The organism is Polaribacter sp. 20A6 (assembly GCF_011378915.1).
In the GTDB taxonomy this organism is placed as follows: Bacteria; Bacteroidota; Bacteroidia; order Flavobacteriales; family Flavobacteriaceae; genus Polaribacter; species Polaribacter sejongensis.
Window position 1 is genome coordinate 52,232 of record NZ_WTPZ01000007.1, and the last position, 13,872, is coordinate 66,103.

12 protein-coding genes and 2 tRNA genes are annotated in these 13,872 nt (G+C 30.7%); 9 read left to right on the plus strand and 5 right to left on the minus strand.

Annotated features, from left to right (window positions below):
- Window positions 1-3: 3 nt before the first annotated feature.
- From GQS57_RS15330 to proS, 4 genes are all read right to left on the minus strand, one after another.
- Window positions 4-75, minus strand: a tRNA-Glu gene (locus tag GQS57_RS15330).
- 358 nt (window positions 76-433) lie between these two features.
- Window positions 434-685 carry a 30S ribosomal protein S20 gene (gene rpsT, locus GQS57_RS15335; RefSeq protein ID WP_165733745.1) on the minus strand — a complete coding sequence of 84 codons (252 nt, stop codon included), beginning with the start codon at window positions 683-685 and terminating at the stop codon, window positions 434-436.
- A 34-nt stretch (window positions 686-719) separates the two neighbouring features.
- Window positions 720-791 (minus strand) — tRNA-Glu (locus tag GQS57_RS15340).
- Between the two features lie 95 nt (window positions 792-886).
- Complete coding sequence (gene proS / locus GQS57_RS15345) at window positions 887-2,365, minus strand: proline--tRNA ligase (RefSeq protein WP_165733746.1); 1,479 nt, start codon at window positions 2,363-2,365, stop codon at window positions 887-889.
- A 155-nt stretch (window positions 2,366-2,520) separates the two neighbouring features.
- On the opposite strand from proS, the gene GQS57_RS15350 reads away from it, so the two are divergent.
- The 5 genes from GQS57_RS15350 to GQS57_RS15370 all read left to right on the plus strand — a co-directional run bounded on the left by GQS57_RS15350 (window position 2,521) and on the right by GQS57_RS15370 (window position 7,770).
- Complete coding sequence (locus tag GQS57_RS15350) at window positions 2,521-3,798, plus strand: hypothetical protein (protein ID WP_165733747.1); 1,278 nt, start codon at window positions 2,521-2,523, stop codon at window positions 3,796-3,798.
- Between the two features lie 42 nt (window positions 3,799-3,840).
- Window positions 3,841-5,229: an OmpP1/FadL family transporter gene (locus GQS57_RS15355; RefSeq protein WP_165733748.1), complete on the plus strand. Its 1,389-nt coding sequence runs from the start codon at window positions 3,841-3,843 to the stop codon at window positions 5,227-5,229.
- A 132-nt stretch (window positions 5,230-5,361) separates the two neighbouring features.
- Window positions 5,362-6,267: a NifU family protein gene (locus GQS57_RS15360; protein ID WP_165733749.1), complete on the plus strand. Its 906-nt coding sequence runs from the start codon at window positions 5,362-5,364 to the stop codon at window positions 6,265-6,267.
- Between the two features lie 70 nt (window positions 6,268-6,337).
- Complete coding sequence (gene ubiE, locus GQS57_RS15365) at window positions 6,338-7,069, plus strand: bifunctional demethylmenaquinone methyltransferase/2-methoxy-6-polyprenyl-1,4-benzoquinol methylase UbiE (protein ID WP_165733750.1); 732 nt, start codon at window positions 6,338-6,340, stop codon at window positions 7,067-7,069.
- Complete coding sequence (locus GQS57_RS15370) at window positions 7,069-7,770, plus strand: porin family protein (RefSeq protein ID WP_240915496.1); 702 nt, start codon at window positions 7,069-7,071, stop codon at window positions 7,768-7,770. Before ubiE ends, GQS57_RS15370 begins: the two co-directional genes overlap by 1 nt.
- A 61-nt stretch (window positions 7,771-7,831) precedes the next feature.
- On the opposite strand, the gene GQS57_RS15375 is transcribed toward GQS57_RS15370, so the two are convergent.
- A complete protein-coding gene (locus GQS57_RS15375; RefSeq protein ID WP_165733751.1) occupies window positions 7,832-8,563 on the minus strand; it encodes an RNA methyltransferase in 732 nt (243 codons plus the stop codon).
- A gap of 69 nt (window positions 8,564-8,632) precedes the next feature.
- Here GQS57_RS15375 and GQS57_RS15380 point away from each other — a divergent pair, with 69 nt between their 5' ends.
- The 4 genes from GQS57_RS15380 to rpsO all read left to right on the plus strand — a co-directional run bounded on the left by GQS57_RS15380 (window position 8,633) and on the right by rpsO (window position 13,803).
- The gene (locus GQS57_RS15380; protein ID WP_165733752.1) at window positions 8,633-11,149 is read left to right on the plus strand and encodes a BamA/TamA family outer membrane protein; all 2,517 of its coding nucleotides are present in this window, start codon (window positions 8,633-8,635) and stop codon (window positions 11,147-11,149) included.
- Window positions 11,150-11,248: 99 nt separating this feature from the next.
- Entirely contained in the window at window positions 11,249-12,316 is a 1,068-nt protein-coding gene (gene fbaA / locus GQS57_RS15385) for a class II fructose-bisphosphate aldolase (RefSeq protein ID WP_165733753.1), read from the plus strand.
- A gap of 164 nt (window positions 12,317-12,480) precedes the next feature.
- Entirely contained in the window at window positions 12,481-13,338 is an 858-nt protein-coding gene (gene accD / locus GQS57_RS15390; protein WP_165733754.1) for an acetyl-CoA carboxylase, carboxyltransferase subunit beta, read from the plus strand.
- 195 nt (window positions 13,339-13,533) lie between these two features.
- The gene (gene rpsO, locus GQS57_RS15395) at window positions 13,534-13,803 is read left to right on the plus strand and encodes a 30S ribosomal protein S15 (protein ID WP_068449458.1); all 270 of its coding nucleotides are present in this window, start codon (window positions 13,534-13,536) and stop codon (window positions 13,801-13,803) included.
- Window positions 13,804-13,872: the final 69 nt, after the last annotated feature.

The window sequence follows — 13,872 nt, forward strand, 5'->3', positions numbered from 1 at the left end:
TTGTAGTCCGTACGGGAATCGAACCCGTGTTACATGGATGAAAACCATGCGTCCTAACCCCTAGACGAACGGACCAGAACAATTAACAATGCGTTAATTGCGGCTGCAAATATACAATGTTTTTTAATTCCTGCAAGTAAATTTTATAAAATATACATTTTTTTGTAAAATAATTGATCAACATCGAACGAATACAAATCAAACACAACCCAAATTACTATATATCAGTTAACTAAACCACATTCTTACTTTTTTACAAAAAAAAGAAAATTATGAGTTTTAAATAAATATCATATCAGTAGCAGATATTAAAAAATACCCCACACAGTATATTAAAAAAAAATAGAGAAATAAGTATTAAAACTTAAAATAAAGGCAAAAAAAAACTCTGAATAATAATATTCAGAGTTTTAAATGTTTTTAGGCGTAAATCTTACAATGCAGCTACGTGCTTTGTTAATTTAGATTTTAAATTAGCCGCTTTATTTTTATGGATAATATTAGTTTTTGCTAATTTATCTAACATAGAAATAACTTTAACTAATTTCTCTTCAGCATCTTTTTTATCTTCTACAACACGTAAATCTCTTACAGCATTACGAGTAGTTTTATGCTGATATTTATTACGTAACCTTTTAGCTTCGTTACTTCTAATTCTTTTTAATGCTGACTTGTGATTTGCCATAATACTTTAATTTGTTTTTTTTAATAAAACATTGTAGTCCGTACGGGAATCGAACCCGTGTTACATGGATGAAAACCATGCGTCCTAACCCCTAGACGAACGGACCAGAACAATTAAGTATATCCTAATTGCGGCTGCAAATATACAATGTTTTTTAATTCTCACAATAGTTTTAGAAAAAAAAATGATTTTTTTTCTAAATTAATATGCTTTTGCAAAAAGAACTCGTTTAGAAGACGGTTTTCCTGTTAAAACACAAACACCTGCTTCTTCTTTAGCATCATTAGGTATACATCTAATTGTAGCCTTGGTATATTCTTTTATTCTGTCTTCAGTTTCCTCTGTACCATCCCAATGAGCAGATACAAAGCCACCAGTATTTTTAATCGCTTTTTTAAACTCTTTAAAATCGTCTACTACTGTTGTGTGTTCTTTTCTAAAGTCGATTGCCTTATTAAATAAGTTCTCTTGTATCTCTTCTAAAAGGTTCTCAATAAAAGAAACAGCATCATCTTGTGCTACGATTTGTTTTTCTAAAGTATCTCTTCTAGCAATCTCTAAAGTTCCATTTTCTAAATCTCTATTTCCTATTGCAATTCTTACAGGCACTCCTTTTAATTCGTATTCAGCAAACTTAGCTCCTGGTCTATACGTATCTCTTGTATCAAACTTTACAGAAATTCCTTTTGAACGTAATTCTTTTACAATTACATTCATTTTTTCAGAAATAGCTTCTAATTGATCATCTCCTTTGTAAATTGGAACAATTACAACTTGAATAGGAGCTAATTTAGGAGGTAATACCAAACCTAAATCATCAGAATGCGTCATAATTAACCCACCAATTAAACGTGTAGAAACACCCCAAGAAGTAGCCCAAACATGTTCTTGTTTTCCTTCTTTAGAAGTAAACTTCACATCAAATGCCTTTGCAAAATTCTGACCTAAGAAATGACTTGTTCCTGCTTGTAAAGCTTTCCCGTCTTGCATTAAAGCTTCAATAGTATATGTATCTACTGCTCCAGCAAAACGTTCGCTATCAGATTTTACACCTTTTACCACTGGCATAGCCATAAAGTTCTCTGCAAACTCTGCATAAACATCTTGCATCTGCTTAGATTCTGTTATAGCTTCTGCTTCTGTTGCATGAGCAGTATGCCCTTCTTGCCATAAAAATTCTGCTGTACGTAAAAACAAACGTGTACGCATTTCCCAACGAACTACATTTGCCCATTGATTTATAAGTAAAGGCAAATCTCTATAAGATTCAATCCACCCTTTATAAGTATTCCATATAATTGCTTCAGAAGTTGGTCTTACCACCAATTCTTCTTCTAATTTAGCTTCTGGATCTACTCTTAATTTACCTGGATTTTCAGGATCGTTTTGTAAACGATAATGTGTAACAACAGCACATTCTTTAGCAAAACCTTCTGCATTTTTCTCTTCTGCTTCAAATAGACTTTTAGGCACAAGTAAAGGGAAATAAGCATTTTCATGCCCAGTTTCTTTAAACATTCTATCTAGTTCTGCTTGCATTTTTTCCCAGATGGCATAACCATAAGGTTTAATAACCATACAACCTCTAACGGCTGAGTTTTCAGCTAAATCCGCTTTCACTACTAACTCGTTATACCACTTAGAATAATCGTCGGCTCTTTTTGTTAAATGTTTACTCATAATCAAAAGTTTGGCACAAATATTGTAACCTTTATTGTGTAAATGTTTGTTAAAAATTAGTTATAATATACGAAAACAGTACAAAACTACTATAAATTAAAGAGTTTTAACTACATTTAATTAATAAAATAAGTATTCATCTAAATATATTCATTATGAAACTAAAATATACAAATCTTAACCTAAGCCAACTATTAACTATACTAACAACTAGTTTAGTATTGGTTTCTTGCGGTACTTACCAAAGTGCGTATAATAATGATGGTATTTATGGTAGCGATACAGCAAATAATGAAAATAGAAATGTAATCTATGTTGATCAAGATGGATATGATGATTACAATGATAATTATTTTTTAAACAAATTAAATAGTTTAGAAAATGTAGATAATAATGATGTTTTTACAGATGTTGACAACTACAATTCTGCAGACACCATTTATATTGATGAAGCAGATATAGATGAAACATTAAACTATAAATCTAACCAACCTTGGGGTCAAAACAGCAACAACGATGTAGCTGTAAATATAAATGTAATTGAAAGTCCATATTGGAATAATTATTACGGTTATAATTACTACGATACTTGGGGGTATAGAAACTGGAATTATAGAGGATATGCTTGGAATCATAATCCTTATTGGCATCCTTACCATAATTATTATGCTTGGAATGTAGGTTTTTATTCTCCTTATTATTACCAACCTTATCATTATGGTTACACTAACAGATATAGAAACTACAATAATAGATATACTAATAATACTTACAGAAGAAGAGCAACTAACAATAGTACATACAGAAGAAGTAGTACCATTAATTCTAGAAACAGAACTACAACAAGTAGAAGAAGTAGTACTGTAAATAGACGACCTACAAACACTACAAGTAGGAGAACTAGTACAACAACATCACCTAGAAGAAGATCTACTACAACTACAAGAAAAAGTACAACTCCTACAAGAAGTACTAGAAGTAGTACTTCTACACGAAGCAGCGGAACTAGAAGTAGTGGCACAAGAAGCAGCGGGACTAGAAGTCGTTCTACAACAACAAGAAGAAATAATAGCGCAAGCGTAAACAACAATACAAATAGTAGAAACAACAGGCAAGTTGTAGTTGTAAGAAGAGCATCAACACCTTCTACTACTAGAAGTTCTAATTCATCAACAAATAGAAGTACTAGCAGAGCTGCAACAACTAGAAGCTCAAGTTCTACAAAAAATACATCAACAAGAAGTAGAACCAATACTTCTAGCAGGAGTAACAATACCTATACACCATCTACAAGAAGTTCGTCTTCATCTAGATCATCTTCTACAAGAAGTACTCCAACTAGGTCTTCATCAACAAGAAGCACACCAAGTAGAAGTTCTTCTACAAGAAGCAGTAGCTCTAGCAGTTCTTCTTCATCTAGAAGAAGAGGATAAAAAAGTTATACAATCTTTAAAAGGTAACAAACAAATACTAGTATGAAAAAAATTATAACGATAGCTTTCTTATTCGCAGTAACAGTTACAACATATTCTCAATCTTTAAGATACCAAGATTTAGGTATCTTATTTTCTAAAAATGATGATAATGGCTCTGCCCGATTTACAGCAATGAGTGGCGCTTTTGGTGCATTAGGTGGAGATGTTTCTTCAATGAGCGTTAACCCTGCAGGCATTTCTGTATTTACAAATAGCTATTTTACAGGAACAATAAACTCTAGAAATACAGGTATTGCTGCCACATATGGAAACGCCGCTAATTTAAATGATAGAGAAAAAACAACAACTAACAATAAGTATTTCAACCTTTCTCACGCCGGTGCTGTATTAGTTTTTGACAGTGCTTACAGATCTGACTGGAATAAATTTGCAATTGGTTTTAACTATAGAATTACGAACGATTTTGAAAACAGTTTTTCAGCACAAGGAAATGAAACTGTTACTAGATTCGACACAAACCCTCGTAATCCAGGTACCATATACAATTACACAGTTGGACAGCTATACGACACAAATTACAACGGAGAAACAACGGAATTAAACATCGCTTTTTCATCAGTTCATAAAAACAAACTACACGTAGGTTTAGGTCTAAATTTTTATGATTTGAATTTTACTCAACAATCTGTTTTAACAGAGTTAAATAGTGATAAAGACGGCAATATCCTTGACGTAGAATTATATCAAGAAAACCTTACAACAGGAACAGGTTTCTCTGCAAACGCAGGATTTATCTATAAAGCTAATCAAAATTTCAGATTTGGTTTAGCTTATCAAACACCAACTTGGTATACCGAAATCTTACAAGACACAAATTACAACCAAGACAGTAATATTGATATTGGAGAAACAGCTTTTTTCCCGGATGAAGTTTACTCCTTTTCTGAAAACAATCCTCGTCAATTTATATCTTATAAATTAAAAACACCAAGTAAAATAACCGCAAGTGCTGCCTTTATTTTTGGAAAAGATGGTTTAATTAGTTTAGATTACATCAACAAAAATTATAAAAATATAAAATTATCCAACGGTGGTTTTACGGTTGAAAATGAGTTTTTTGAAAACGACTTAAGAAACACACATTCTCTTAATATTGGTACAGAATGGCGTATAGATAGATTTAGTCTAAGAGGTGGTTATAAATTTGAGCAAGATCCTAGCAAATCATCTATAGCCTCAGATAATTTAAAAGGATATTCTTTAGGTGCAGGTTACAACTTTGGGAATATGAAACTAGACTTTTCTTTTAGCGATAATAACAGAACTGGTGTATACAATTTATACTCAAACCTTAATACTGTAGTAAATCCATCAGAATTAAAAATAGACAATAAAACGATTACAGCATCGATTAGTTTTAATTTGTAAACGATAACAACATACAATAAAAAATCCGCTTGTAGATACAACTAGTATCCGCAAGCGGATTTTTATTTAACATATCAAAAACAATTCTATCTCCCTTTTTTCCCTTAATTTTGCAAATCAATATTTAGCACTATGCAAGACGTAAAAATAACAATTCAAGAAACTACTAACAATACCATTATAAAATTTAATACCAATCAAATTTTAATCAATGGAGGAAGTTATGAATATAATAATATAGATGAAGCTAAAAACTCACCTCTAGCGCAAGAATTATTCTACTTACCTTTTGTAAAAAAGATTTTTATTACCGCAAATTTTATTGCTGTACAACGTTATGACATTTTAGAATGGATAGATGTACAAGAAGAAGTTAAAGAACAAATTGAAGCATATTTAAATGACAATGGCGTTGTTGTAAACGAATCTCCAACTTCTAAAAAAGAAGCTATAGAGGTTTATGCAGAAGCAACTCCAAACCCTTCGGTGATGAAGTTTGGAAGCAGCAAATCTTTAACACAAACAGATGTTGAGTATAAAAATATAGATGAAGCTAGCAAATCATCTCCTTTAGCACAAGCAATTTTTAATTTCCCTTTTGTAAAAGAAGTATTTATTTCTGATAATTATGTATCGGTTACCAAATATGATATGGTAGAATGGAATGATGTTTATGCAGAAGTAAGAACTTTTATTCGTGAATACTTAGTTTCTGGAAAAACGATTATTAAAGAACTACCAACCGAAGAAAAATCAACATCAGAAAATAAAATAGCTGAACCACAAGTAGCATTAGAAGGAATTCCTGCACAAATATCAGATATTTTAGATGAATACATTAAACCTGCAGTTGCAAGTGATGGTGGTAATATCGCTTTCCGTTCTTATGATGAAGAAAACAAAATAGTACGTGTAGTTTTACAAGGTGCTTGTAGTGGTTGCCCTTCTTCTACCGCTACTTTAAAAAACGGAATAGAAAGCTTACTAAAAGAAATGTTACCAAATCAGATTAACGAAGTAGTAGCAATTAACGGATAAACTTGCAATACGCACTATGCTTTAAAAACTCTTAAAGCATAGTGCCAAAAAAAAGCTTAAAGCAAAAATAATGTCAGCAGAAAAAATAACCCCTTACAAAGATTCTAAACTTGGAAAGAAAGAGCAAGTTGCTCAAATGTTTGATAATATTTCTGAAAACTACGATGGCTTAAACAGAGTAATTTCTTTAGGAATTGATGTTAAATGGCGTAAAAAAGTAGTAAAAATTGTTGGACAAAACAATCCGAAACAAATTTTAGACATTGCTACAGGTACTGGAGATTTAGCTATTATGATGGCAGCTTTAAACCCAGATAGAATTGTAGGTTTAGATATTTCTGAAGGAATGTTAGAAGTAGGTAAACAAAAAATTGCAAAAGCAAATCTTTCTGATAAAATAGAAATGGTTGTTGGCGATTCTGAAGAAATGCCTTTTGCAGACAATACTTTTGATGCAATTACAGTTTCTTTTGGTGTTAGAAATTTTGCTAATTTAGATAAAGGAATCAAAGAAATAGTTAGAGTTTTAAAGCCAACCGGTGTTTTAGTTATTTTAGAAACTTCTAACCCAACAAAATTTCCTTTTAAGCAAGGCTATAAATTATATACTAACTTATTTTTACCTGTTGTGGGTAAATTATTTTCTAAAGATAAAGTTGCCTATTCTTATTTATCAGAATCTGCAAATTCTTTTCCTTTTGGAGAAGCGTTCAACAATATTTTACAAAAAAATGGGTTTAGACATACAGAAGATACACCAGTAACTTTTGGAGTTGCTACAATTTATACTGCAAGTAAATAATGATGAGTAAGAAATTTATAATATTCGGTTTTTTCCTTTTAACTTCTATCGCTTTTTTTGCGCAAAGAGAAAAAGTGGAATACTTACCTACTTTTGATCAAAGAAAAATACATTATGGTTTTTACCTTGGTTTAAATCAGAATGATTTTAAATTTAGTTACAATAACAATTCTGGCATTCCAGATGCAGACATTACAGTAGAACCTTCAGTTGGGTTTAACGTAGGTTTAATTGCAGATTTACGTTTGCATAAAAATGTAAACTTACGTTTAGAACCAGGTTTAATGACCAACTCAAAGAAAATATACTTTAACCACTTACCTACTCCACAAGATAGTGTTAGAGAAGTAAGTTCTACATACCTACATGTTCCATTAATTTTTAAATTTAGCACGGACAGATATAAAAATATTAGACCTTATGTGTTAGCGGGAATTTCTTACGACTATAATTTTTCTAGTAATGAGGAAGGTGAAGATAACTCCGGAGGACAATTTAGAACCAAAACTAGTAACTTTATGTACGAAGTTGGAGTTGGTATAGATATTTACTTATATTATTTTAAATTTTCTCCTTCTATACGTGGTGTTTTTGCACTACCTAGTGAAGTTAAATATGATAATGACCCTAATAGTGCTTGGACAGCTCCAATAAACTATATGGGAACACGTGGCGTATTTCTTACCTTAGCTTTTGAATAAGTATTAGTTGTAATCTAAAAATAAAGGAGCAAACTTAGCTCCTTTGCTAAAAAATCTACAATTAATAATTTCTTTTAAATTCACTCAGCAGAATAGCTGTTGCAGTGGCTACATTTAAACTTTCAGTTTCTTGAATATCTCCAAATCTTGGAATAGAAATTTTATGAGTAATAAGTTTTTTAATGGTATCTGAAACACCATTTGCTTCATTTCCCATTATTAAAACCCCTTCTTTTGGCAAACTTGTTTTGTACACATTTTCGCCATCCATATCTGCTATAAAAGTTGGTTTTTGGGTTTCAGACAAATATTCAGTTAAATCTACATAACGAATAGATATTCTAGTTAAAGACCCCATACTTGCTTGCACTACTTTTTGATTATAACAGTCTACAGTATCTTTAGAGCAAATTAATTCAGCTACACCAAACCAATCGCATAAACGAATAATAGTACCTAAATTCCCTGGATCATTAATAGCATCTAAAGCCAACGTTAAGCCATTATTTGAATCAGGTTTTTCGTCAGGTATTTTAAATATACCTAAAGCCTTATTTGGTGTTTTTAAATTGCTGATTTTCTTCAAATCAGCTTCAGAAACACGAACTATTTTTTCTTCTAAAACATCCGAAGAAAAATCATCCGTACAAAAAAGTGTTTCAAGTTCAAATGAAGAATTTAAGATTTCTTGCACAACTTTTATACCTTCCGCTATAAATAATTTATGCTTTTGTCTATACTTTTTTTGAGATAAACTTGTTATTAATTTAAATTGATTTTTTGAGATACTCATTAATTGATTGTAATTGGAAATAAACCGCCGAAAAATACTATTTTTGAATTTGATAGCACTGCTAAATTAATGAAAAAACTTTCTTTATCCCTTTTATTATTACTCCTTTTTGTTTCATGTAATTCTACAAAGAATGTTGCGGAAGGAAAACACATGCTTACTCAAAATTATATATATGTAGATAGTGTGAAAAATAATAGTAGTGATATTCAAAAATACATTCTACAAAAACCAAATCCAAAGTTTTTAAACTTACCGGTTGGTTTGTATTTTTATAATATAGGAGATCCTAACAAACCTAAAACACCTGCTACCTGGGGAGAAAAAAATCTTCGTTCTTATAATTTTATTAAAAATATTTTTTCTGAAAAACAAAGTATTGCATACGCCAAAACTTTTATTGGATTAAATAGATGGTTTTTAAATTACCAAGGCCCCGTTATTGTTAGTGAGGGAAAAGTAAAAAATACCGAAAATAATTTATTAACGTATTACAAAAACCAAGGTTATTTTAAATCGAAGGTAACCTCCGAAATCAATAGAGATTCAATTAGTAAAAAAGCTACTGTAACATATAAAATAACCAAAGGAAAACCAACGCTATTAGATAGTATCAATTTTAAAATAGAATCTTTAGTACTAGATTCTATTTATAAAAACACAAGCACACCATCTCTCTTAAAAACAGGAAATCAATATAATGACAAAGTTTTTAGAAATGAAGCCAATAGAGTTTTAAAACTTTTTAGAAATAATGGTATCTATAATTTCACAGAATCTGCTTTAGGGTTTTATGTAGATTCTACAAGAACGGATAACAAAACAAATGTAGATTTTTTAATCTCTGGCGGTCAATTAAAAGAAGAAGAGCGAGGTCAATATGTAAACAAACCTTATCAAGTACAAAAGGTAACCGAAGTAAGTGTTTATACAGATTATTCTTTTACAAGAAAAGGAGAGCCTTATTTAGATTCTATAAATTATGAAGGCATTCAATTTTTAGCACATCGTAGAAATAAATTCAACCCAAAGTATTTATCACAATCCATTTTCTTAAAACCAGGAAGTATTTACAAAGACACTTTAAGAAATTTAACAAGAAATCACTTAAAATCACTTAAGAATTTTAAATCTACCAATATAGAATTTATACCAATTTCAGGAACAGACGATGAATTAAAAATGCTTGTAAAGCTATCACCTATAGAAAAATTCACTTTAGGGCTAGAAACAGAAATAACACATTCTAACATTAGAGAAATTGGTTCTTCTGCAAAGTTTTCAATTACAAATAGAAATGCATTTAGAGGTGCAGAATTATTAAAATTATCTTTTTTAGGGTCTTATTTTAACTCAAACAGTGGTCCTGGTTGGGAGTTTGGTGCAGATGCCTCTTTAGAAATACCAAGACTTATTGCTCCTTTTGGATTAAATAAATTAGTCCCTAAAGAAATGTCACCAAGAACCTTGTTTTCTATTGGAACTAGTTTTCAGAAAAATATAGGTTTAGACAGACAAACATTTACTTTTTTATCTGATTATAAGTGGCAGTATAATGCAAAAAAAACAATTCAATTAGAGATTTTAAACACACAATATATTCAAAACTTAAACATTAGTAGTTATTTTGATATTTATAGTTCGGAGTTTTCGAATCTAGATGATGTTGCTGAAGCTTATGATACTGCTAATAATATTACTACCAATCCTAACTATCCGCTTTCTACGGATATAAATGAACAGGTACCAGAAGCATTGGCTTTTATGAGAAAGGTTGCCAATGACACTGGTTTTAAAACAACAAATTCTGACGAATACAACGATGCTTTAAATATTTTAAATCGATATAATATTATAACATCCGATTTCTTAATTCCTGTGCTAGCTTATTCTTTTACATATAATAGTCAAACAAATTTTAATGATAATAATTTCTCATTCTTTAAAGTAAGACTTGCAAATTCTGGAAATGCCTTAGGGTTACTATCGAACAAAACAAATGTAAACAACAAAAAAACACTTGCAAACATACCACTAGCCCAGTACTTTAAAACGGATTTAGAGTATAAGAAATTTTGGGATGTTGGCGGTAATTCAGTATTTGGAGTTAGAACTTTTTTAGGTGCAATTATACCTTATGATAATTCTGACATCCCTTTTACAAAAAGTTATTTTGCAGGAGGTTCTAATGATATTAGAGCTTGGCAAACTTATGAATTGGGTCCCGGAAGCAGAAATACCGGTCTAGAGTTCAATGTAGGAAGCCTTAAGTTTTTAACCAGTGCAGAATACAGGTTTGATGTGGTTAGCAAATTAAAAGGAGCTTTATTTATTGACGCTGGTAATATTTGGGACATTACTGGTTCTGAATTTGTTGACGAAGAATCTAAATTCAATAATGTATCATCTCTAAAAGATATTGCAGTAGGTACCGGATTTGGAGCAAGATTAGATTTTAGCTTTTTAATTTTACGTTTAGATGTTGGTTTTAAAACTTATGAACCTTATTTAACTGGTAATAAATGGCTTAAAAACTACAACTTTTCTAATGCTGTTTACAATATAGGTATTAACTATCCCTTCTAAATTAGGAATAAAACCTATAACGTTTTCGTTATTTTATGCTTACATTCAGCTGTATTTTTAGTACTTTTGATGAGTAATTAATGATTAAAATATACAAACATGAGTCATAATATAAAGCCAGGTGTTGCAACTGGATCAGAAGTTCAAGCTATTTTTAATTTTGCAAAAGAAAAAGGTTTTGCTTTACCAGCAGTAAACGTTATTGGATCTAACACTATTAACGGTGTTTTAGAAACAGCAAGAGATTTAAATGCTCCTGTAATTATTCAGTTTTCTAATGGTGGTGCACAATTTAATGCAGGAAAAGGTTTATCTAACGAAGGTGAAAAAGCTGCCATTGCTGGTGGTATAGCTGGTGCAAAACATGTACATGAATTAGCAGTTGCTTATGGAGTGCCTGTTATTTTACATACAGATCACTGTGCTAAAAAATTATTACCTTGGATAGACGGATTATTAGATGCTTCAGAAAAACATTTCGAAGAAACTGGTAAACCTCTTTATAGCTCTCACATGATCGATTTATCTGAAGAGCCTTTAGAAGAAAACATTGAGATTTGTAAAACATATTTAGCTCGTATGAGTAAAATGGGTATGACTTTAGAAATTGAATTAGGTATTACAGGTGGTGAAGAAGACGGTGTTGACAACAGTGATGTTGATGAGTCTAAATTATACACACAACCAGAAGAAGTTGCTTATGCTTATGAAGAGCTTTCTAAAGTAAGTGATAAATTTACAATTGCTGCAGCTTTTGGTAACGTTCATGGTGTTTATAAACCAGGAAACGTGAAATTAACTCCAAAAATCTTAAAAAATTCTCAAGAATTTATTACTAAGAAATATGGTGTTGAAGAAAATCATATCGATTTTGTATTTCACGGAGGATCTGGTTCTACATTAGAAGAAATTAGAGAAGCTATTGGTTACGGTGTTATTAAAATGAACATTGATACAGATATGCAATATGCTTTTATGAGCGGAATTAGAGATTATATGGGAGAAAAAGCAGATTATTTAAAATCTCAAATTGGAAGCCCTGATGGTCCTGAATCTCCAAACAAAAAATATTACGATCCAAGAAAATGGCTACGTGAAGGTGAAGCTACTTTTATTGCACGTTTAAAACAAGCATTCTCAGACTTAAACAACGTAGATACTTTATAAAAGCAATCTATAAAATACTTTTAAAAAGCACTTTGACTAAAATCAAAGTGCTTTTTTTATGAGTTTAGAGATCAAAAAGGATACTTTTAAGAAAAAACTTTTACATTTGCGGTTCTAATTTTGTTTACATAAATTTAGAAATAACCTAAAACACAACAACTAGTATGGCTTGGTTTAAAAGAACGGATAAAGGAATACAGACTTCTACAGAAGATAAAAAAGACACTCCAAAAGGGTTATGGTACAAAACACCTAGTGGAAAAATAATAGATACAGAAGAATTAAAAAGAAACTTATATGTAAGTCCAGAAGATGGCTACCATGTAAGAATAGGTAGTAAGGAGTATTTCGAATTATTTTTTGATGAAAACAAGTTTAAAGAATTAGATGCCAATCTAACTTCTAAAGATCCTTTAAAATTTGAGGACACAAAAAAATATCCAGATAGATTAAAAGCTGCTCAAGAAAAAACAAAATTAAACGACGCTGTTAGAACAGCCGTAGGATTGTCTTTAGGAAAAGAGATTGTAATTGCAGCCATGGATTTTGCTTTTATTGGTGGATCTATGGGATCTGTAGTAGGAGAAAAAATAGCAAGAGCTATCGATTACTCTATTAAAAACAAAATTCCATTTTTAATGATCTCTAAATCTGGAGGAGCAAGAATGATGGAAGCATCACTTTCATTAATGCAATTGGTAAAAACATCTGCAAAATTAGCACAATTAGCAGAAGTTAACATTCCATACATTTCTTTATGTACAGACCCAACAACAGGTGGTACAACTGCATCTTATGCTATGTTAGGAGATATTAACATTGCAGAACCAAATGCATTAATTGCATTTGCAGGACCAAGAGTTGTAAAAGATACTACAGGTAAAGATTTGCCAGAAGGTTTCCAAAGATCAGAATTTGTTTTAGAACATGGTTTCTTAGATGCTATCTACGAGCGTAAGAACTTAAAAAAACAGATTAATTTATATATCGACTTAATACAGAATATACCTGTTAGAGCATAATTTAAAACTTCTTTATTAAAGGTTTAAAACCAAGTAACATCTTAGTTTTAAACCTTTAAACAGATTGTTATACATATTACAAAGAGCTAAATAATGTATATATTTTACTATCTCAAATTAAAAAAATAGTCATATATTTGCAGCTTCAATGAAAATATCATTGATATACATAATAATCATTTAAATAATATTGGAATGTATTTAACTAAAGAAGTAAAAGAAAGCATCTTCGAAAAACACGGTAAAGGAAAAAACGATACTGGTTCTTCAGAAGGTCAAATTGCATTGTTTACACACAGAATTAACCATTTAACTGGGCACTTAAAAAATAATCGTAAAGATTATAACACAGAGCGTTCATTAGTAATGTTAGTTGGTAAGCGTAGAAGTTTATTAGATTATCTAAAGAAATCTGATATTTTAAGATATCGTGCAATTATTGCAGAATTAGGAATTAGAAAATAATTCTTAAAAAAAGAGGGGCTATAAACGTTCCTCTTTTTTGTTTTTAAATTTTAAAGTATACCTTTAAAA